Origin of the sequence: Acidovorax sp. (genome assembly GCF_034519795.1) — a bacterium.
In the GTDB taxonomy this organism is placed as follows: Bacteria; Pseudomonadota; Gammaproteobacteria; order Burkholderiales; family Burkholderiaceae_C; genus Acidovorax.
The window spans coordinates 26,758-46,751 of sequence record NZ_JAXHOB010000030.1; the positions used below are offsets into that span (position 1 = coordinate 26,758).

Genomic DNA, 19,994 nt, shown 5'->3' on the forward strand with positions numbered 1-19,994 from the left:
GCTGCTCCTGTCCCGGACCCTTTCCATGCACATCCTGCCCCAACGCGCTGCGCTGCGCCTGCGCACGCCTGCCCTCTCGCCCGCCCGCACCGCCGGCCTGTTCGCCCTGACGCCGCTGGCACTGTGCCTGGCGCAATCCGCCTTTGCCCAAGCCACTGACGCTTCAGCCACCACCGCCCCGCAGCTGCAGGAGGTGCGCATCAACGCCAGCACCGAAAAGGACATGGGCTTTGCCCCGGTGGAGGCGCAGACGGCCGGCAAGGCGCCGATGCGGCGGCTGGAGACGCCGCAGTCAGTGAGCGTGGTGACGCGCGAGCAGATGGAGTCGCGCCAGATCACCAATGTGCAGCAGGCGCTGCAGACCGTGGCGGGGGTGAGCCCCGTGAACTTTGGCCGCCGGGGGTTTGATGACCTGAACATCCGCGGTTTTCGCTCCACCGAATCGATCCTGGTCGATGGCCTGGTGCAAAGCCCCGGCATGTGGGCCAAGCTGCAGCCCTATGGCTACGAGCGCTTCGAGGTGCTCAAGGGCTCGGCGTCCGTGCTCTACGGCCAGGTGCAGCCCGGCGGCATCGTCAACGCGGTGAGCAAGCGCCCCAAAAAGGAAGCGCTCAATGAAGTGGGCATCGAGGTCGGCAGCTTCGGCCAGCGCACGCTGCAGGCCGATGTGAACCGGCCACTGTCCGAATCGGGCAAGACGGCGCTGCGCATCAACGCCCAGGTGTCCAACGCCGACGACCCGACGCAGTTCGTCTACCGCAAGGACCGCTGGTTCGCGCCGTCCCTGTCCATCGACCTGGGGGCGCAGACCGACCTGGTTCTGTTCGCCACCTACAGCCGCAGCGAGTGGATGCGCCAACAGGGCATCACGCCCTATGGCACGCTGCTGCCCAACCGCAACGGCACGCTGCCGCGCACGCTGTTCACCGGTGATCCCGCGTTTGGCGTGTACAACGTGGAGAGCACCACGCTGGGCTACGCGCTGGAGCATCAGGTCTCGCCCGCGATGGCCTTTCGCCAGAACGTGCGCTACGAGACCGAGAAGGGCACGGGCAACTTCGTCTCGAACCAGGCGCTGCAGGCCAACCAGCGGCTGCAGAACCGCAGCGCCTCGCGCCAGTACATGGATTACGACCTGCTGGCCACCGACACCTCGCTGCTCACGCGCTTCGATGCGCTGGGCGCCAAGCACCAGCTGGTGACGGGCCTGGACGTGCGCAGCGGCCACAGCCTGCTGGCCAGCCGCACCTGCTCCATTGCCGCGCTGGACCTGTTCGCGCCGGCCTACGGCGTGCAGGCCAACTGCCCGGCGGCGCTGACAAGCGACGCGCCCGGCAAGCTCACCGTGGCGGGCCTGTATGCGCAGGACCAGATCAAGTTCGGCCAGGGCTGGACGGCCCTGGTAGGCCTGCGCCGCGACTGGTCCACCAACGACATCGACAACCGCCGCACACGCGTGCAGACGCAGCAAAAGGACAGCGCCACCACGCTGTCGGCCGGCCTGGTGTACGAGTTCAAGTCCGGCTGGGCCGCCTACGGAAGCTACGGCGAGTCCTTCCTGCCCACCTCGGGCCTGGCCTTCAACGGCACGCCCTTCGTGCCCGAGACCGGCAAGCAGTGGGAGGCGGGCCTGAAGTACGAGGCCCCGGGCGGCCAGCTCACGGGTGCGCTGGCCCTCTTCGACCTGGTGCGCGAGAACGTGACCACAGCCGACCCGGTGAACACCGGATTCAGCGTGCAGACCGGCCAGCAGCGTGCGCGCGGCCTGGAGGTGGAGCTGGGTGCCGACCTGAAGAACGGCTGGAAGCTGACCAGCGCCTACACCTACACGCAGACCAAGGTCACGCGCGACAACAACGCCGCCATCGTGGGCCTGCCGCTCAACCTCACGCCGCGCCACACGCTCACGGCCTGGGCCACCTACCGGCTGCCGCAGTACCAGCGTGTGACGCTGGGCCTGGGCGGGCGCTATGTGAGCGAGCAGATCGGCTCGTACCCCTTCACCTTGCCCTCGTATGTGGTGGCGGATGCCTCCATCAGCTACGCGGGCAAAAACTACCGACTGACGGCCGGGGTGAAGAACCTGTTCAACAAGGCGTATTACGACGGCGCGATCAACGCCAACGTGGTCTCGCCCGCGCTGCCGCGCAACTTCAGCCTGGGGCTGACGTACTTCTTCTGACCCGGCCTTTGCACCGCCAGCCACCACCATGCCCAGCCAGCGCACGCTCAACCGCCTGTTCGTCCTGCACTCCTGGGCGGGCATCGTCACGGGCCTGTTGATGTTCATCGTCTGTTTCTCGGGCGCGGTGGTGGTGTTCAAGAACGAGATCGACCTGTGGGCCAACCCCTCGCTGGCCGGGCTGCCGCGCACCGAGCCGCCCGCACCGCTGGCCACCGTGCTGGCGCAGTTGCAGGCACGCTACCCGGGCGCCACGGTGGAGACCATTGCCCTGCCCGACGCCACCAACCCCAGCTACTTCGCCCACGTGCGCGAGCGCGGCGCGTCCGCCAGCCAGCGCACCAAGGTGGCCCTGCGCTCGGACACGGGCGCCGTGGTGGGCCCGGTGGACAGCCAACTCGGCCAGTACCTGCGCATGCTGCATGTGTTCTTGTTTTTCGGGCCGCGCTGGATCGTGGGCTTTCTCGGCGCGGCCATGCTGGTGCTGATCGCCACCGGCATCGTCATCCACCGCAAGATATTGGCCGAGCTGTTCACCCAGCGCTGGGGCCGCAGCTTTCGCGTGGTGATGTCGGACCTGCACAAGTCCGCCGGCATCTGGGGGCTGGGCTTTCACATCCTGATCGCGGCCACCGGTGCCTGGCTGGGCCTGGCGCCGTTGTTCGAGCAGGGGACCAAGTACGTGATGGCCAGCGGCGCGCCCACAATCACCGCCGCACGCAAGCCACCGCAGGCCGAGCCGGCCGCCATGCAGTCGCTCGACACCCTGTACCTCAGCGCGCAACAGGCCGTGCCGGGGCTTCAGGCACGCTATGTGTCGCTGCGCCGCTGGGGCACCACGGCCGCAGAGGCCAGCTTCACCGGCACCCTGTATGGCCACCTGGCCAGCACGGCGCGGGTGGACATGAACGCCGGCACAGGCGCGCCGAAGAAGGTGCTGGACCCGCGCACGGCCGGCTTCTGGTCGCTGGTCAACGGGCTCATGGAGCCGCTGCACTTTGGCGACTTCGGCGGGCTGGCATTGAAGTGGCTGTATTTCATTTTGGGCATGACGCCGGCGTTTTTGTCGATATCGGGCACGCTGATCTGGCTCGACTCGCGCCAGCAGCGGCGGCGTGAAGCACAGCAACAGGCCGGCGTGCAGGGCGGGCTGCAGGCATGACGAAGCCGGCCGCCCCCAACGCGTCCTTCGTGGTGCGCTGCTTCCTCGCGCTGCACGCCACCGTGCCCGCCGCCGTGCTGGTGGCCGTGCTCGTGCACCTGTGGCCGCCCGCCGGCCTGCCGCCGCTGGCGCAGCGGCCGGTGTGGGCGGTGTGGACGCTGATCGGCACCTGGCTCATCACATCGCTGCTGGCCGCCTGTGCACTGCGCCACCTGGCGCTGTGGCGCGTTTCGCTGGGCAGCGCCGGCGGGCTGCTGGTGCTGGCCGGCGCAGCGGGCCTGGTGCTCGGTACGCCGCTGCAATGGCCCATGCTGGCCAGCCTGGTGGCGCTGGGTGTTGTGCTGGCGGGCCTGGCCGCCTTCATTGGCCCGGCGCGGGTGCAGGCGAATCGCCGCCGTGACAGCAATGGCAGAGGCACCCACCACCACCACCACACCACCCGCTGGCGCTGGCCCTCGATGCCTTCCACGCAGACCCTCTCGTTCTGGCTTGCGGGCCTGCTGGCCATCGAGTCGTTTCGCGTCGCCCACGTCGTGGCGGCCGAGCCCGCGCGCTCGGCCGGCATGCTGGGCCTGCTGATCGCCTTCTTCCTGGTGCTGCCGGCCGCCACGCTGCAGGCCTGGTGGCCGCGCGCCGCCGCGCTGCTGGCAGCGCTGGCCGCAGCGGCTCTGGCGGGGCTGGCCTGGCGCTCTGGCACCGCGCAATGGGCCACGGCGGTGTGGGCTGGCGCCGCAGCCCTGTGCCTGGCCATGGGGCTTGCGGTGCTGCACCGCCAATGGAAGCACCGCGCAGCCTCCATGCGCGGCGCAGCGCCTGTGCAGCGCGCGGAGCCTGTGGCATGAGTGATACCCTGGCCCTGGCCTGCGCGGCCGCCGCCTGCCTGCTGGCCCTGGTGCACTGGGCCCGCGCCAACTCCACGCGTGCATGGGGCGATGCCCTTGCCAGCTCGTCAGCCCAGCGCAAGGCCTGGGGCCTGGCGCTGCTCACGCTGGCGCTGCAGACCACCGCCGCCACCGTGGCCGCCGGTCTGGCCGCAGGCATCGGCATCACGCTCGCCTCGTGGATGGTGCTGGGCTGGGGCCTGGTGCTGGCCATGAACCAGTGGCCACAGGCCAGCCTGCGCTGGGCGCGGCGCATCGGCCTTGCAGGCTGGGTCGGCTGCGCGCTGGGCCTGCTGGTGCACGCACTGGCGTAGCCCCCGGAACAGGCCGTGCGCGGCACAATCGCGCCCATGGACCTGCTCGACGCCCCCTGGATTCACACGCTGCGCTTTTTCATTGAAGTGGCGGCGACCATCGCCTTCGCGCTGTCGGGCATCATCGCGGCGGCGCGCAAGCGCATGGACGTGGTGGGCGTGTGCGTGGTGGCCTTTGTCGCGGCCTTCGGCGGCGGCACGCTGCGCGACCTGCTGCTGGACCAGCGGCCCTTCTTCTGGATACGCCACACCGGCTTCATCTGGGGCCTGCTGGCGCTGTGCGTGTGCGCCATGCTGTTCATGCGCCAGCGCCATTTCCAACCCACCGAGCGCGCCATGCTGCTGCCCGACGCCATCGGCCTGGGCCTGTTCGCCGCCGTGGGCGTGGACATCGCCACCGCCATCGGCATGCCGCCCATCATCGCCGTGATGATGGGCGTGACCACCGGCGTATTCGGCGGCGTGCTGCGCGACGTGCTGTGCAACGAGGTGCCCCAGGCCTTCAGCGACCACCGGCCCTACGCCCTGTGCGCGTTTGCTGGCGGCTGGATCGACGTGGCCCTGCGCCAGATGGATGCGCCGGGCTGGGCGCCGCTGCTGGCCTGCGTGGTGGCCACGGCCGGGCTGCGCGGGCTGGCGCTGTGGCGCAATTGGGAGCTGCCGGCGTGGCGGGTTTGATTCAGTGGCTGCATGCGTATTTCGGTGCTCCTGGCCATCCGGTTCGACACCGTGGACAGCGACCTCCGCAAGGGGTTGGGCAAGCATCGTTGTACGGATTCATGGTTGAGGCGGTGGGCTAGACCTTCGCTGTCGGCCAGAATCAGACATGCTAGACGCCTCCTAAACTTGAGACCGTAGTATCGACTGCTTCAAAACTCTCGCTCCTCGGTGATGCGAGCACGTTCAATGCGATTCGAAAGGTAGTCGATCCACTCACCGATCCATTCACGCACAGCAGGTGAGGCCGCCTGGATCCAGATACGAGCCTTGTCGCGTTGCTTGGCGTAGTAGGCCGAATCCGGGCCCCAGCGTGTGCCACTCTCAAAGTGTCCCATAAGGCCGCGCGCTTCCTTGCTCCGCGCGCCAATGAAATCGATAAAGCCCGTGCCAGTTCGCCGCCCGCGCCTGGCTCCAGGGACTTGGGAATCGCCTGCATGATCAGTTCGGAGCGCGAAGGTTTCTCGGAAACCCAACGGAGAATCTGTTCAGGATCAAAGGCATCAATCGGAAGAAGTTCACGGGCCGCGCCTTCAGGCGAATCTTCTGTACGATAGTTTTCGCCTAGCCAATTTGCGATCGTCCAACTTGCCACACTGGTGTCGAGCGCATAACCGACCAGCGGCCAACTATCCTTGGGATGCGCCTTGCTGATCTCGGCGACCGTCTCGAAAACGCCACTGTAGGAGTCAATGCTGTACGAGTCGCAGTGAGCGGTCAAAATCCCCGCCAACAACTCAAGATCGCGCTCGGGATGGCGCGTCCTAAACGCTGTAGCCAAGGTCTTCCAGTAGTAGGAAGTCATCTGGTCGTCGTGCCGCTCAAAGACCTTGGGATTCATCAGCAGTGACCACAGAAGTTCAGATGAGCAGTCGATTTGTTTGCTTGCAAAGCGTGAAGAGGCAATTTCCACAGCCACCCGCGCTGCTTCGGGCTCGCCACTCTTCTCAAGGCGAGAGCAGATCGATTGGACCTGATCAGAGGTAAGGTCGGTTTCACCGAAATTCCAGCCGACGCTCTGGAAATAGGATGCATGGACTGAGCCAGCAGCAAATAGGTCCAGCAACCGCTCAGTGACTTTCGGAGACATACCACTGAATACGACGGCGCGGATTTTCCATTTGCCCGGTTTCTCATCTGCGAGCAACCGCAATGCGCGATCTTCCCATCGCGCACGGTCAGAATTCTTGATTTTCTCCAGGTAACCACTCAGGAAGAAGTTGCCGACGTCCTCTTTCAGCGCTTCCGCGCAAGTGAAGATTTCATCGTCGAGGTTGACTACCTCAGAGGACATAGACGCAACAAATCGCCCAAATGAACTGGCGCGTCGACCTGGAGACCGCATGACCGTCTCCAGGCTCTCGCGCCTAATTGCCGGTGAGCCGACGAACTCCCTGCCGAGTGCCTCCACGCGCTTGGTGGGCACATCCGACTCAATGTACTTGCCTGACGAACTGATGCTGAAGTTCTCCTCATGGATGTCGTAGGTGACAAATCGATCAAAGCGGGTTGAGAACGAACCTGTCCCGGTCACATCCAGGATCGTGCTCAACGCCTCGGTGACATTCGGCGGAGTCCCGTTGTAAGGGTGTTTGACTCGGTGGATAAGCATTTTGGTCAGCGCCTGGCGGTTGCCACCGGGAAAATTCAGCTGTTCACGCAGGATGGAGATTGCCCAGTCTGAAGCCTCCTTGGATCGAAGGAGGTCATCAGCACCTTCGATGATGGCCTCAGAAAGTGCGGCTTGCCACTCCAGATCTTTTTGCTTGGAGGAGGCAAGCAACCCGCGTAAAGCCACATTTCTTGGATCAAAAAGGTCACTCCACAACTTCGGCTCCCAAAAACCGATCTCGGGAGCAAGCCCTTGGTATTCAACACCGATGACGCGCGTTCTCGATTTATCGGTCAAGAAGGTTTTGAGAAGTTCCAGCCCGAGACGGCGGTTGAAGTCGTCCGCATCGTTAACTAGTTCCTGCGCAAAGGCAAGGCGGTCAAGCGGGGCGGCCTGGGTGGGGCCACCTCTTAACAGGCTGAAGAAATACTCCCCAGATTCCAAGCCCGTCCTGCCCCACGGCCGCAGGTTGGTTCGCCTTTTTCACATCCCGGGATTAGCGTGCCCAATTGAGCGTTTTATTGCACTTCAGAGACCGCTTTGGCCTTCGTTTGCCCTCAATGCGCCCCCTGCAGGCGCACCTGTCCCAATTGCTCCAAAGTGCGCATGCGCACCAGGTTGTATCCCGCCATCGTCAGCACGAACATCTGGTCCACGCGCTCAAGGCCTCGCACCATCACCTGCCTCATGCCGCCCACGGTCTTGGCCCAGCCAAAGCCTTGCTCGATGAGCTTTCTCTTTTGCTGCGATACCGCGTAGCCTTCGCTTTGCGCAATCGCATCGGGCACAGCCGAGTTTCTGCCTGACTTGTTTTGCGCCACATGGGGAATGACGTTCATGGCCTGGCAGGCCTCAATGAATTCGCGTGCGTCATAGCCTTTGTCCGCTCCCAGCGTGATGGTTCGCGTGGGATCGGCCTGCGCCTGTCGGGCGTCGTTGACCATGGCCTTGGCCGCTTCGCGCTCTGCGTAGCCATCGGCCAGCGTGACCACTGCATTGGCCACCAGGCCGTGGCGGTTGTCGTTCAGGGTGTGGCCCATGTAGCGCAGCTCGCTGGCGGTTTTGCCTTTGCGGTACAGCCGGGCATCGGCGTCCGTTGTGGATTCATGGGTGTCGTTGCTGCGCCGCTGGCCCTTGAAGTTGCCGCCATTGCCATTGGCATCTGCACCAGGGTCACCATCTCCACCGCCGCCCGCGTCATCGTCGTCCTTGCGCACAAAGCTCTTGTGGCCCGCCCAGGCCTGGATGAGCGTGCCGTCCACGCTGAAGTGCTCGCCCGAGAGCCAGTGCTTCTTGTCGGCGATCTTGAGCACTTCGTTGAAGAACTCAATCACGGCGTCGTGTTCGATCAGCCGCTCGCGGTTCTTGGTGAACACGCTGGGCACCCAGACCTCATCGTCCATGGACAGGCCGATGAACCAGCGAAACAAGAGGTTGTACTGCACCTGCTCCATCAACTGGCGCTCCGAGCGCACGCTGTACAGCACCTGCAGCAGCATGGCGCGCAGCAGCTTCTCGGGGGCGATGCTGGGGCGCCCGCCCTTGATGTCTGCTTCGTACATGCGCGAGAACAGGGCATCCATCTTGGCCAAGGCGGTGTTGACCATCTTGCGAACGGGGCGCAGAGGGTGCGAGGCTGGCACGAAGTCGTCGAGCTTGCGGACAGAGAACAGGCTCTCGGTGAAGGTGTCGGCGCCGCGCATGGGATCTGGCAATGTGGGAGGGATTGGTGAGCTTACCGGGTTGGGCTGCTGGGCTGGCTGGGTGGGAGGTATTTCTTCAGCCTGCTAGACGCGCCGCCTCGCACCAAAGAAGACGTCCGAATACTTCCGTCGCCTCCTGGATCTTCAATTTGCTGAGGCGCTCGATGTCCGGCGTGAAAATGCTTGTTTCCATCCACTCCTCCTTAGTTTTGGGCAAATCGTCTAAAGTTGCGACATGACCGCGTTTTGTCGAGTAATGCTAACTCGGGGCCTGAGTGAGAAGGAGAGGCAATGCCCGCGAATAAGCCGGGCCTGGGCGCGGGAACAGCCTGGTCGGCCCGGTGCGCATCACGCCCTGCCCTCGTTCGTGGCCCGCTGGCTGGTGCCGCGGCTGACAGGCTTTCGGGCATTGCACCCGGGCATCGACCTGCACATCACCAGCGAGGTGGCGGTGCACGACTTTGCGCGCGATGGCTTCGACCTGGCCATCCGCCTCGGGCTGGGGCGCTGGCCCGGGCTGCAGGCCGACCTCATCTCGCGCGAGCGCCTGTCGCCCGTATGCAGCCCGGCCCTGCTGGCGCAGGCTCCGCTGGCCACCGTGGGCGATCTGCAGGCGCATACGCTGCTGCACGACCAGCCGGGCGACCTGTGGCCGCGCTGGCTGGCCCTGGCCGGCGCCAGCCGCAGCGAGGCCGAGGCCATCGTGCGCGCGGGCCCTGGGTTCAGCGATTCGGCCCTGGTGCTGCAGGCCGCCGCCGAGGGCCATGGCGTGGCGCTGGGCCGCATGTTCCTGGCCTCGGCCGACATCACGGCGGGGCGGCTGGTCAAGCCCTTTGCCCTGGACCTGCCCAATGACTACAGCTACTGGCTGGCCTACCCCCCGGCGGCGGGCGGGCAGCCGCGCCTGGCGGCCTTCAGGGACTGGGTGCTGGCAGAAACATCAGATTGGCGCATCACCTGAACGGGTGGGCATGCCACGGCCCGGCATGCGCGTCGTTGTAACAAATAGAAACGATGCATCGGCCTCAGTGATAATGATTTTCCGATTGTCCCCCCCGTCCCTGGACACCCCCAAAGCCTCCCATGCTCTGCGCCGTTGTTCTATGTATCGCAGCCCTGGCTGGGGGCCAGCAACCACCAGCGCAACCGCAGCAGCGGCCCGTCTCCTCGGACGGCTGGTTCACGCTGAGCGGTGATCGCGCCGACGCCGGCAAGAACCTGATCGAGATCCTGCCCGAGCCCATCGGGGTGGACCAGCGCGTGGTGCTCGACCTGCGCGTATCGCGCGACCAGCAGCGCACCTCGTTCCGGGGCCAGAAATACCGCTCGTACTACGCCAAGGTCGTGGTCGACTGCCCCTCGCGCAAGGCCTGGTACCTCTGGCTCTCGTACTATGCACAGCCCGAGTGGGCCGGCCCCAGCGTCGGGCGCGAGGAGTACAAGGAAGGCGAGGCGCCGGTGCTGTTCAAGGACATGTCCAGCGAGTGGTCGCGGCGCATGATTTCGGCGGCGTGCAAGGTGCGCAATCTGTAGAGTTACCCCATCGCCCGCACCACAAACTCAACGAAGCGCGCCAGCTTGGGCAACTGCCGCCGGTCCGGCGCGTAGACGAGGTGCACCGGGCGTGCTGCCGGCACGCAGCGGGTGAGCACCGGCACCAGCCGGCCCTCGCGGATTTCCTCGGCCAGCAGCACCTCGGGCTGCATGATGAGGCCCAGGCCGCGCAGGGCCGCCTGGCGCAGGCCGTCGCCCTGGTTGCAGGTGAAGCGCGCCAGCTCGGGCCACTGGAAGGCCTTGCCGCCATCGTCGTACAGCGTCCATTCCACGCGCCGCTGCCAGACCGAGTGGCTCAGGCACTGGTGCTGCGCCAGGTCGGCCACGCGCTCGGGGCGGCCGTGGCGCGCCAGGTAGCCGGGCGTGGCGGCAATCACCATGCGGTAGGGTTGGAGCGGCCGGGCCACCAGGCCTTCGTCAGCAATGGCGCCGATGCGCACGGCCGCGTCGAAGCCCTCGCCCGCCATGTCCACCACGCTGTCGGTCAGTTGCAGCTCCACGCGCACCTGCGGGTGGGCGAGCAGAAAGTCGGCCACCAGCGGCGCAATCACCTGGTTGCCCAGCGTGAAGGGCGCGCTCACGCGCAGCAGGCCCTGGGGCACGGCGCGGTTGCGCTCCACCGCCGACTCGGCCCAGCGCACCTGTTCGAGCACGCGGCGGCAGTCCTCGTAAAAGGCGGCGCCCACCTCGGTCAGGCTGTTCTGACGCGTGTTGCGCTGGAACAGGCGCGCCCCCAGGTGCTCCTCCAGCTGGCGGATGTGCTTGCCCACCATCACCGCCGAAATGTCCTGCTGGCGCGCGGCGGCGGCAAAGCTGCCGGCCTCGACCACGGCCACCATGACTTCCATGTTGCGCAGCTTGTCCATGGTGATTGCAAACCCTAGGTTAGTTCAAGAAGAACTTCACTGTACTTTATGCGTCGATTGATTCACAAAACAATCCAGGCTTCTTCAACGCATTCGGGCGCACCCCGAAAAAGGAACAAGCCATGTCCACCAGCAAGATTCTTCTCATCGGCGCCAGCGGCACCATCGGCCAGGCCGTTCTGGCCAATCTGGCGACACGCCACGAGGTCATCACCGTGGGCCGCACCAGCGGCACGCACCGTGCCGATTTCTCGCAGCCAGGGTCGGTGGCGGCCTTGTTCAAGGCGGTCGGCAAGGTCGATGCCATCGTCAGCACCGCCGGCAACCTGCACTTCGGCCCGCTGACCGAGATGACGCCCGAGCAGTTCAACCTGGGCCTGCAGGACAAGCTGCTGGGCCAGGTGCAGCTGGCGCTGCTGGGCCAGCATTACCTGAACGACGGCGGCTCGATCACGCTGACCAGCGGCATCGTGGGCATCGAGCCCATCCGCAACGGCGCCAATGCCACGGCGGTGAACGCGGCAATCGACGGCTTCGTGGCGGCTGCCGCCATCGAGCTGCCGCGCGGGCTGCGCATCAACGCCGTGAGCCCCACCATCCTGACCGAATCGGTGGGCAGCTACGGGCCGTTCTTCCCGGGCTTCGAGACCGTGCCCGCCGCGCGTGCCGCCCTGGCCTACCAGCGCAGCGTGGAAGGCGGGCAGACCGGGCGGGTGTACGCGTGCGCTGAAAGGCTGAGCACGCGGCGTGTGCAAAGCCCCGCTGGCCGGCGCCTGCCAGCGAGGGCTTTTTGTCGATCAGTCGAGGCTGGCGCCCGACTCCTGCACGACCTTGCCCCACTTCACGCTTTCCGTCTTGATGAAGGCGGCAAACTGCTCGGGCGTTTCGCTGACCGTCTCGGCGCCTTGGTCGTTGATCCTCTTCTTGACCTCGGCCTGGTTGAGCACCTTGACCAGGGCGGTGTTGAGCTTGGCCAGCACTGGTGCGGGCGTGCCGGCGGGGGCGAACATGCCGAACCACGAGGTGGCCTCGTAGCCGGGCACGCCGGCTTCGGCGATGGTGGGCACGTTGGGCAGCTCGGGCGAACGCTTGGCGGTGGTCACGGCGATGGGCACGAGCTTGCCCGAGCGCACGTGCTGGATGGCCGAGGGCATGTTGTCGAACATGATGCCGATCTGGTTGCCCAGCAGGTCGGTCACGGCGGGGGCGCTGCCCTTGTAGGGCACGTGCACCATGTCCACCTTGGCCAGCGACTTGAACAGCTCGCCCGACAGGTGGATGGAGCTGCCGTTGCCCGACGAGCCGAAGTTGAGCTTGCCGGGGTTGGCCTTGGCGTAGGCAATCAGTTCCTTCACGCTCTTGTAGGGCTGGGCCGGGTTGGCCACCAGCAGGTTGGGCACATTGGCCACGCGCGTGAGGGGCGCGAAGTCCTTGACCGGGTCGAAGGGCATCTTCTTGTACAGGCTGGCGTTGATGGCGTGCGTGCCCACCGTGCCCATGAACAGGGTGTAGCCGTCGGCCGGCGCCTTGGCCGCCAGCGCGCCGCCGATGTTGCCGCCCGCGCCTGCGCGGTTGTCCACGACGACCGGCTGGCCCAGCTCGCTGGTCAGGGCCTGACCGATGATGCGCGCCAGAATGTCGGTGGTGCCGCCCGCCGCGAACGGCACGACGATGGTCACAGGCTTGCTGGGGTAGGCGGCTTGCGCCAGGGCGCCGGCAGGGATCGCAGCGCCGACTGCGGCGGTGGCCAATGCAGCCAGCAGGGTGCGGCGGGTGGAGGGAAAGCGGATGGGGTTCATGTCATCTCCTGAACACGGTTAGAAACGGGGAAGCGAGAAAGGCGAGGCCGCTGGCACTGCAGGGCCTCGGGGGGAAAAATGCGGTGGCGTCAGACGCCCGCGACGCCCACGGTCATGCCGCCGCAGACATAGAGCACCTGGCCCGTGACAAAGCCGCTGCGCGCATCGAGCAGGTAGGACACGGCGTGCGCCACGTCGTCCGGCGTGCCCACGCGCTTGACGGGCACGGATTCGATGATGGCGCGCGTGCGCGGCGCGTCGGGTGGGTTGGCGCGGTCGAACAGTTCAGTGCGGATAGGGCCGGGGCCGATGGCGTTGGCCGTGACGCCGTGGCGGCCCAGCTCCAGCGCCCACACGCGCGTCATGCCGATCAGGCCGGCCTTGGTGGCCGAGTACGCGGTGCGCAATTCTTTGCCCAGCGCGGCGCGCGAGGACATGTTGACGATGCGCCCGAAGCCCGCCTCCTTCATGCCGGGCAGCAAGGCCTGCATGCACTGCAGGCTGCAGCGCAGGTTCAGCGCCACGGCCAGGTCGAACTCGTCCAGCGTCTGGTGCTCGGCATCGGCCGGCACCACCACGCCCACGTTGTTCACCAGCCGCGTGATGGGACCGCCGGCCAGCGCCTGCTGCAGCGCGCGCGCCGTGTCGGCCGTGTTGGACAGGTCGGCCTGGATACCGCCGGGCACATGGTCGACCACGCGGTCGATGACCACGGGCTCGTAGCCATCGGCCCGACAGCGCTCGGCCGTGGCCGCGCCGATGCCGGCACCACCGCCGGTGATGAGGACGCGCTCGCGCTGGGTGCTGGGGTGGGTCATGGGGATGCTTCCTTCACAGATTCAAGGGGTGGCCAGGGTTGCGCCCAGCCAGCGGGCGCCACACGCGCCAACCGGCGCAGTGGCGGGGGCGGCGTGTTCCGGTGCTCAGGCCACGAAGGCGGCCAGCGCGGCGTCGAATTCGGCCGGGGCTTCCAGGTTGGACAGGTGCGATGTCGGCAGTTGCACCAGCTGCGCGCCGGGGATCGCGGCCTGCATGGCCTGGGCGTCGGCCACCGTGGTCACGGGGTCGGCCGCGCCGGCGATCAGCAGGGTGGGCACGGCGATGCGGGCGATGCTGCTGCGCAGGTCAGCCTGGGCCAGGGCCTCGCAGCAGGCGGCATAGCCCTCGGGGGCGATGCCGGCGATCCAGCCCTGCGCCTGGCGCACCAGCGCGGGCTGCGCTGCCACGAAGGCATCGGTGAACCAGCGGCCGGGCGACGATGCGGCCAGCTCGGCCATGGCAGCAGCCCCCTTCTCGCGCACCAGGGCGGCGCGCGTGCGCCAGCCCTCTTCGGTGCCGATCTTGGCGGCGCTGTTGGCCACCACCAAGTGGTTCAGCCGGTGGCCGGCATGCACGCCCAGCCACAGCCCGGTGAAGCCGCCCATGGAGATGCCGCAGAAGCTGGCGCGCTCGACCTGCAGGGCGTCGAGCAGGGCCAGCACGTCGCCGCCCAGTTGCTCGAAGCGGTAGGGGCCGGGCAGCACCACGCTGCCGCCGTGGCCGCGCGTGTCGTAGCGCACCACGCGGTGGCTGGTGGCAAGGCGCGCGGCCTGCGCGTCCCACATCTCCAGGGTGGTGCCCAGGGAGTTGGAGAGCACCAGCACGGGCGCGCCCTCGGGGCCGTCGATGGCGACGCGAAACGCCCCGGCGGGGGTCTGCAACAAGGAGGTGGGCGTGGGCACGGCCTGGGCTCCCGGGGTCAGACGCGTTCGAGGATGATGGCAATACCCTGGCCCACGCCGATGCACATGGTGCACAGCGCGTACTGGCCGGCGTGCTCGTGCAGGCGGTTGACGGCGGTGGTGACCAGGCGCGCACCGCTGGCACCCAGCGGATGGCCCAGGGCAATGGCGCCGCCCCAGGCGTTCACACGCGCATCGTCGTCCTTCAAACCCAGGGCGCGCAGCACGGCCAGGCCCTGTGCGGCAAAGGCTTCGTTGAGCTCGATCACGTCCATGTGGTCGATGGTCAGGCCGGTCTGCGCCAGCACCTTCAGGGTGGCGGGCGTGGGGCCAAAGCCCATGATGCGCGGCGCCACGCCGGCCGTGGCCATGCCCACCACGCGGGCGCGGGGCTTGAGGCCATACTTGCCGGCGCTGGCCTCATCGGCCAGCAGCAGGGCGCAGGCGCCGTCGTTCACGCCGCTGGCGTTGCCGGCGGTCACCGTGCCGTCAGGCCGCACCACGCCCTTGAGCTTGGCCAGCGCTTCCAGGCTGGTTTCGCGCGGGTGCTCGTCGGTGTCGACCACGATGGCATCGCCCTTTTTCTGGGGGATGGTCACGGGCGTGATCTCGCGCGCCAGGTGGCCGGCCTTTTGCGCGGCCACGGCGTTGAGCTGGCTGGCCAGGGCCATGCGGTCCTGCGCCTCGCGCTCGATGCCGAACTCGGTGGCCACGTTCTCGGCCGTCTCGGGCATGGAGTCCACGCCGTACTTTTCCTTCATCAGCTTGTTGATGAAGCGCCAGCCGATGGTGGTGTCGTACACCGCGTTGTTGCGGCTGAAGGCCGTCTCGGCCTTGGGCATCACGAAGGGGGCGCGGCTCATGCTCTCCACGCCGCCGGCGATCATCAGGCCCGCCTCGCCGGCCTTGATGGCGCGCGCGGCCGAGCCCACGGCGTCCAGCCCCGAACCGCACAGGCGGTTGATGGTGGCGCCGGGCACCTCGATGGGCAGGCCCGCCAGCAGGCTGGACATGTGCGCCACGTTGCGGTTGTCTTCGCCGGCCTGGTTGGCGCAGCCGTACAGCACGTCGGTCACCGCCGCCCAGTCCACGCCGGGGTTGCGCGCCATCAGCGCCTTGAGGGGGATGGCACCCAGGTCATCGGTGCGCACGCTGGACAGCGCGCCGCCGTAGCGGCCGAAGGGGGTGCGAATCGCGTCGCAGATGAAGGCTTGCTGGCTCATGGTCTTGTCTCCTGAGATGGTTGTGATGAAAGCGGTGATGGACGAAAGGGGTCAGGCAGCTGCGAGCAGTGGCAAGCCCACCAGGCGTTCGAGCTCGGCGTGCGAGAGCCCGTCCACCGTGTCGATGACCTGCAGGCCCGCTGGCGTGCAGGCCAGTGTGCACAGATCGGTGTAGATGCGCTTGACGCAGGCGACACCGGTGAGCGGGTAGCTGCACTGCGCCACCACCTTGCTGGCGCCCTGCTTGGTCAGCAGGTCCATCATCACCCAGGTCTGTTTGGCGCCGATGGCCAGGTCCATGGCGCCACCCACGGCGGGGATGGCGCCGGGCTCGCCCGTGCTCCAGTTGGCCAGGTCGCCCGTGGCCGAGACCTGGAAGGCCCCCAGCACGCAGATATCGAGGTGCCCGCCGCGCATCATGGCAAAGCTGTCGGCATGGTGAAAATACGCGCCGCCGGGCAGCAAGGTCACGGGCTGCTTGCCGGCGTTGATGAGGTCATAGTCCTCGCTGCCCGCAGCCGGCGCCGGGCCCATGCCCAGGATGCCGTTCTCGCTTTGCAGGATGACCTCGCGGCCCGCGGGGATGTGGTTGGCGACCAGGGTCGGCTGGCCGATGCCCAGGTTCACGTAGGCGCCGTCGTGGATGTCCTGCGCCACGCGGCGGGCCAGGTCGTCCTTGCTTCGTTTTTGGTAGCTGGTGGTGGTCATATTGGGCACTTCATCCGCGGTTGTCGTTGCAGTTGTCCGAGGCGTGTGCGGCACCTGCCGCACGTTGAAACTGGCGCGCTCCATGCCAGCGCCCCCGCGCAAGGGCCGCCCCGCCGCGCTGGGGGCGTCCCCCTGGGGGGATGGCGCGAAGCGACTCAGGGGGGCTTCTCATTTTTTGATGCCGCCGGCTTGCGTGGCAACCCGGTCGATGCGCACCACGTGCGTGACGTGGATGCCCGGTGTGACGATGGCCTCCGGGTCCAGCGCGCCAAGTTCGACGACTTCATGCACCGTGGCGATGGTGGTCTTGGCGGCCGTGGCCATCACCGGGCCAAAGTTGCGTGCAGACATGCGGTAGGTGAGGTTGCCCCAGCGGTCACCCTTTTCGGCCTTGATCAGCGCCACGTCGCCGTGGATGGGGTACTCCAGCACGTAGTGCTTGCCGTTGATCTCGCGCGTCTCCTTGCCTGCGGCCAGCTCGGTGCCATGGGCCGTGGGGCAGAAGAAGGCGCCGATACCGGCCCCGGCGGCGCGCAGGCGCTCGGCCAGGTTGCCCTGGGGCACCAGTTCGAGTTCGAGCTTGCCGCTGCGGTACAGCTCATCGAACACATAGCTGTCCACCTGGCGTGGAAAGCTGCAGATGATCTTGCGTACCTGGCCGGCCTTGAGCAGCGCGGCCAGCCCGTGGTCGGCATTGCCCGCGTTGTTGTTGACCACGGTGAGGTCGCGCGCGCCCTGGGCGATGAGCCCGTCGATCAGCTCGCCGGGGATGCCGGCCGTGCCGAAGCCACCGATCAGCACCGTGGCGCCGTCCTTCACGCCGGCCAGCGTCTGGGCCACCGACTCTGCAATCTTGTTGATCATCGATCTGCTTTCCTGAGAATGGAGGGAAGCTGCGGCGGGTTTGTCTCGCACCTGCAACTTCTTCTTGATTTTGTTCGCCTAAAGAACAAATGTTCGCTAAAAGAATTATAGTCACACCGTCCATGAACACCCAAACTGCGCCCGCCAAAGACCCCAAGCCCAGCGACAGCTACGTGCAATCCTTTGCGCGCGGGCTGGAGGTGATTCGCTCGTTCAGCGCCAGCGCGCCGCAGCAGACGCTGAGCGAGGTGGCTGCGCAAACCGGCCTCACGCGCGCCGGGGCCCGCCGCATCCTGCTCACGCTGCAAACGCTCGGTTATGTGGAGACCGATGGCCGGCAGTTCCGCCTCACGCCCCGCATCCTGGATCTGGGGTTTGCCTACCTGTCGTCGCTGCCCATCTGGAACCTGGCCGAGCCGGTGATGGAAGACCTGGTGGAAGAGGTGCGCGAGTCGTCCTCGGCCGCCGTGCTCGACGGCCTCGATATCGTCTACGTGCTGCGCGTGCCCACGCACAAGATCATGCGCACCAACCTGGGCGTGGGCTCGCGCCTGCCCGCATGCTGGACATCGATGGGCCGTATGCTGCTGGCCGCCCTGCCCGACGAGGAGCTGCAGGCAAGGCTCGAAGCCCACCCCCTGCAGCGCTGGACCGAGCACACCGCTACCGACGTGCCCACCCTGCTCACCCGCATCCGCCAGGCGCGCCAGCAGGGCTGGTGCCTGGTGAACCAGGAGCTGGAGGAGGGCCTGATCTCGATTGCCGCGCCGCTCACCAACCGCACCGGCCAGACGGTGGCCGCGCTCAACATCAGCGGCCAGGCCAACCGCACGAGTGCCGAGGTGATGCAGGAGGCGATGCTGCCGGCATTGCTCAAGGCGGCGCGCACCATATCACGCATGATGGGTGCGCCTCGGACCTGACATTCAGGGGGCTGACAGAAACGCTGCCCCACCGGAGAGGTAAAAGACAAAAGGGCAAGCCATGAGCAGCAGTGCTCCTGGCTCGCCCTTAGCTTGGGGAGTGATCGCGTTCAGCGGCCGCCGCGCCGAAACCCCAGCACCAGCACCACCGCGCCCAGCGCCATGGCGCCCACGCTCAGCCACTGAGGCACGTTGACGGACTCTTTCTCCTGCACCTTGAGCTCCAGCGGGCCGAGCTTGGCCTGGGTGGTTTCCTTGGTGAAGCTGAAGCCGCCCGTGAAGAAGCCGGCCAGGCCGACGACGAGCAGCAGGGCCCCGATGATGCGCATTGCGTTGTTGTTCATGGCAGTTTCCTTGGATGGTGGTGGCTTGAGTTGTTCTGAGATGTACCGTGCGGTGACAAGCTGTGTCTCCCGCGGCTCCAATGTAGGTGCGAGCCCGGGGCAACTGCGTAGGACAGATTCGCCCCGCCCTGTGCAGCAAATTCGCCAGCCAGGACACCGATACCGCGCCGGGCGCCCTGGGCCGCATACCCCCGCGCCCCACCCCGGCACGCCGTGCGTGCTACGCTGCGGCCCCAATATGTTCAACCCGTCCCAAGCCGACGTGCGCCGCTTTCTCTGCGGCGTGCACGCCAAGTCCCAGAGCGGCGCCCCCATGGAGGCCATCGAGACGCTGGCCAGCCTGTGGATCGCCGAGCACCCCGAGTACCACGCCGATTTCTCCGATGCCGAGGCCGCCGTGGCCCGCAACTACGACGAGACGCCGGACCGCACCAACCCCTTCCTGCACCTGTCGATGCACCTGTCGATCAGCGAGCAGTGCAGCATCGACCAACCGCGTGGCATCCGCCAGGCGGTGGAGCTGCTGGCCAAGCGCCTCGATTCGCTGCACGACGCCCACCACGCCACCATGGAGTGCCTGGGCCAGATGCTGTGGGAGAGCCAGCGCTCTGGCCGCCCGCCCGATGGCGATGCCTATATCGCCGCCGTGCAACGCAGAGCCACCCGAGACTGAGACTGAATCGCCCATCAAAAAAGCCCGCAGCTGCGGGCTTCTTGCTTTGAGGGCTGGCCCGGCAAAGGGCCTGCACATCAACGGAAGGGCGATTGGCGCACCGTGTGCAGGTCGCCTTCCAGGCTGCCCAGGTAACCGGCCAGTGCCTTCAGTTCGTTGTTGGTGAACTGCTTGGCCACGCCGGCCATGATGGCGTTGTTGCGGCCCAGGTTGGGGTTCTTCTCGGCCTTGTACGACTTGAGCGCCACGAACAAGTAGTCGGCGTGCTGGCCCGCGATATGGGGGTACGAGGGGTCGATGGGCTTGGCGAAGTTGTCGCCGTGGCAGGACACGCAGGCGCCCTTCTTGAGCAGCTCGGCCACCTGCACGCTGGGTTCGCGCTTGGGCTTGGCGGGCAGCTCGGCGGCGCCGGCCTTGCCGTGCTGTGCGTAGTAGGCCGACACGTCGGCGATGTCCTGGTCGGTCAGCGAGTCGGCAATGCCGCGCATGGTGGGGTGCTTGCGGTCGCCCTTGCGGTAGGCGTCGAGCGCTGCGGAGATGTAGGCACCGCTTTGGCCCGAGATCATGGGCACCTTGTGGATTTCAGGAAAGCTGGCCTGGTAGCCCACAATGCCATGGCAGCCGATGCACATGGCGATCTTCTTTTCCCCCGCTTTCACATCGCCCTTGACTTCCTGAGCGTGGGAGAAGGCGGTCACGGAAGCGACAGCCAGGGCAAATATCGTGGTCAACGTCTTGTTCATTTTGC

At 66.8% G+C, this 19,994-nt stretch carries 20 protein-coding genes and 1 pseudogene; 10 read left to right on the plus strand and 11 right to left on the minus strand.

Annotated elements, in window-relative coordinates; translation table 11 throughout:
• Positions 1 to 25: 25 nt before the first annotated feature.
• Genes U5N23_RS28985 through U5N23_RS29005 form a run of 5 tightly spaced genes read left to right on the plus strand, consistent with a single transcriptional unit; the run spans position 26 to position 5,217 of the window.
• Positions 26 to 2,182: a TonB-dependent siderophore receptor gene (locus U5N23_RS28985; RefSeq protein WP_322596158.1), complete on the plus strand. Its 2,157-nt coding sequence runs from the start codon at positions 26 to 28 to the stop codon at positions 2,180 to 2,182.
• Between the two features lie 28 nt (positions 2,183 to 2,210).
• Complete coding sequence (locus tag U5N23_RS28990; RefSeq protein WP_322596159.1) at positions 2,211 to 3,344, plus strand: PepSY-associated TM helix domain-containing protein; 1,134 nt, start codon at positions 2,211 to 2,213, stop codon at positions 3,342 to 3,344.
• Positions 3,341 to 4,186 (plus strand): hypothetical protein, encoded by an 846-nt coding sequence (locus U5N23_RS28995; protein WP_322596160.1) that lies wholly within the window; start codon positions 3,341 to 3,343, stop codon positions 4,184 to 4,186. The genes U5N23_RS28990 and U5N23_RS28995 overlap by 4 nt, the downstream gene beginning before the upstream one ends.
• The gene (locus U5N23_RS29000; protein WP_322596161.1) at positions 4,183 to 4,539 is read left to right on the plus strand and encodes a hypothetical protein; all 357 of its coding nucleotides are present in this window, start codon (positions 4,183 to 4,185) and stop codon (positions 4,537 to 4,539) included. The genes U5N23_RS28995 and U5N23_RS29000 overlap by 4 nt, the downstream gene beginning before the upstream one ends.
• Positions 4,540 to 4,575: 36 nt before the next feature.
• Positions 4,576 to 5,217, plus strand: a complete 642-nt coding sequence (locus U5N23_RS29005; protein WP_322596375.1) for a trimeric intracellular cation channel family protein — start codon at positions 4,576 to 4,578, stop codon at positions 5,215 to 5,217.
• A 151-nt stretch (positions 5,218 to 5,368) separates the two neighbouring features.
• On the opposite strand, the gene U5N23_RS29010 is transcribed toward U5N23_RS29005, so the two are convergent.
• Both U5N23_RS29010 and U5N23_RS29015 read right to left on the minus strand, forming a co-directional pair.
• Positions 5,369 to 7,312 carry a hypothetical protein gene (locus U5N23_RS29010; protein ID WP_322596162.1) on the minus strand — a complete coding sequence of 648 codons (1,944 nt, stop codon included), beginning with the start codon at positions 7,310 to 7,312 and terminating at the stop codon, positions 5,369 to 5,371.
• Between the two features lie 113 nt (positions 7,313 to 7,425).
• Positions 7,426 to 8,571, minus strand: coding sequence for an IS5 family transposase (locus U5N23_RS29015; RefSeq protein WP_322592737.1), 1,146 nt, complete (start codon positions 8,569 to 8,571; stop codon positions 7,426 to 7,428).
• A 367-nt stretch (positions 8,572 to 8,938) separates the two neighbouring features.
• Between U5N23_RS29015 and U5N23_RS29020 the strand changes: the two genes are divergently transcribed.
• Positions 8,939 to 9,532 (plus strand): LysR substrate-binding domain-containing protein, encoded by a 594-nt coding sequence (locus U5N23_RS29020; RefSeq protein WP_322596163.1) that lies wholly within the window; start codon positions 8,939 to 8,941, stop codon positions 9,530 to 9,532.
• A gap of 122 nt (positions 9,533 to 9,654) precedes the next feature.
• Positions 9,655 to 10,104, plus strand: coding sequence for a surface-adhesin E family protein (locus U5N23_RS29025; protein ID WP_322596164.1), 450 nt, complete (start codon positions 9,655 to 9,657; stop codon positions 10,102 to 10,104).
• 2 nt (positions 10,105 to 10,106) lie between these two features.
• Here U5N23_RS29025 and U5N23_RS29030 read toward each other — a convergent pair whose 3' ends face one another.
• Positions 10,107 to 10,991, minus strand: a complete 885-nt coding sequence (locus U5N23_RS29030) for a LysR family transcriptional regulator (protein ID WP_322596165.1) — start codon at positions 10,989 to 10,991, stop codon at positions 10,107 to 10,109.
• 122 nt (positions 10,992 to 11,113) lie between these two features.
• Between U5N23_RS29030 and U5N23_RS29035 the strand changes: the two are divergent.
• Positions 11,114 to 11,710: pseudogene (locus tag U5N23_RS29035) on the plus strand (short chain dehydrogenase); the annotation flags it as partial.
• A gap of 78 nt (positions 11,711 to 11,788) precedes the next feature.
• Here U5N23_RS29035 and U5N23_RS29040 read toward each other — a convergent pair.
• From U5N23_RS29040 to U5N23_RS29065, 6 genes are all read right to left on the minus strand, one after another.
• Complete coding sequence (locus U5N23_RS29040) at positions 11,789 to 12,790, minus strand: tripartite tricarboxylate transporter substrate binding protein (protein ID WP_322596166.1); 1,002 nt, start codon at positions 12,788 to 12,790, stop codon at positions 11,789 to 11,791.
• An 89-nt stretch (positions 12,791 to 12,879) separates the two neighbouring features.
• A complete protein-coding gene (locus tag U5N23_RS29045) occupies positions 12,880 to 13,608 on the minus strand; it encodes an SDR family oxidoreductase (protein WP_322596167.1) in 729 nt (242 codons plus the stop codon).
• A gap of 105 nt (positions 13,609 to 13,713) precedes the next feature.
• Entirely contained in the window at positions 13,714 to 14,511 is a 798-nt protein-coding gene (gene pcaD, locus U5N23_RS29050) for a 3-oxoadipate enol-lactonase (RefSeq protein ID WP_322596168.1), read from the minus strand.
• A 17-nt stretch (positions 14,512 to 14,528) separates the two neighbouring features.
• Positions 14,529 to 15,734, minus strand: a complete 1,206-nt coding sequence (gene pcaF, locus U5N23_RS29055) for a 3-oxoadipyl-CoA thiolase (protein ID WP_322596169.1) — start codon at positions 15,732 to 15,734, stop codon at positions 14,529 to 14,531.
• Positions 15,735 to 15,785: 51 nt separating this feature from the next.
• Entirely contained in the window at positions 15,786 to 16,442 is a 657-nt protein-coding gene (locus U5N23_RS29060) for a 3-oxoacid CoA-transferase subunit B (protein WP_322596170.1), read from the minus strand.
• 168 nt (positions 16,443 to 16,610) lie between these two features.
• A complete protein-coding gene (locus tag U5N23_RS29065) occupies positions 16,611 to 17,306 on the minus strand; it encodes a 3-oxoacid CoA-transferase subunit A (RefSeq protein WP_322596171.1) in 696 nt (231 codons plus the stop codon).
• A gap of 122 nt (positions 17,307 to 17,428) precedes the next feature.
• Between U5N23_RS29065 and U5N23_RS29070 the strand changes: the two genes are divergently transcribed.
• The gene (locus U5N23_RS29070; protein ID WP_305742566.1) at positions 17,429 to 18,229 is read left to right on the plus strand and encodes an IclR family transcriptional regulator; all 801 of its coding nucleotides are present in this window, start codon (positions 17,429 to 17,431) and stop codon (positions 18,227 to 18,229) included.
• A 110-nt stretch (positions 18,230 to 18,339) separates the two neighbouring features.
• Here U5N23_RS29070 and U5N23_RS29075 read toward each other — a convergent pair whose 3' ends face one another.
• A complete protein-coding gene (locus U5N23_RS29075) occupies positions 18,340 to 18,573 on the minus strand; it encodes a hypothetical protein (RefSeq protein ID WP_305742565.1) in 234 nt (77 codons plus the stop codon).
• Positions 18,574 to 18,811: 238 nt separating this feature from the next.
• Here U5N23_RS29075 and U5N23_RS29080 point away from each other — a divergent pair, with 238 nt between their 5' ends.
• Positions 18,812 to 19,246, plus strand: a complete 435-nt coding sequence (locus tag U5N23_RS29080; RefSeq protein WP_322596172.1) for a DUF1841 family protein — start codon at positions 18,812 to 18,814, stop codon at positions 19,244 to 19,246.
• Between the two features lie 77 nt (positions 19,247 to 19,323).
• On the opposite strand, the gene U5N23_RS29085 is transcribed toward U5N23_RS29080, so the two are convergent.
• On the minus strand, positions 19,324 to 19,989 hold the full coding sequence (locus U5N23_RS29085; RefSeq protein WP_322596173.1) for a c-type cytochrome: 666 nt from the start codon (positions 19,987 to 19,989) through the stop codon (positions 19,324 to 19,326).
• Positions 19,990 to 19,994 lie beyond the last annotated feature (5 nt).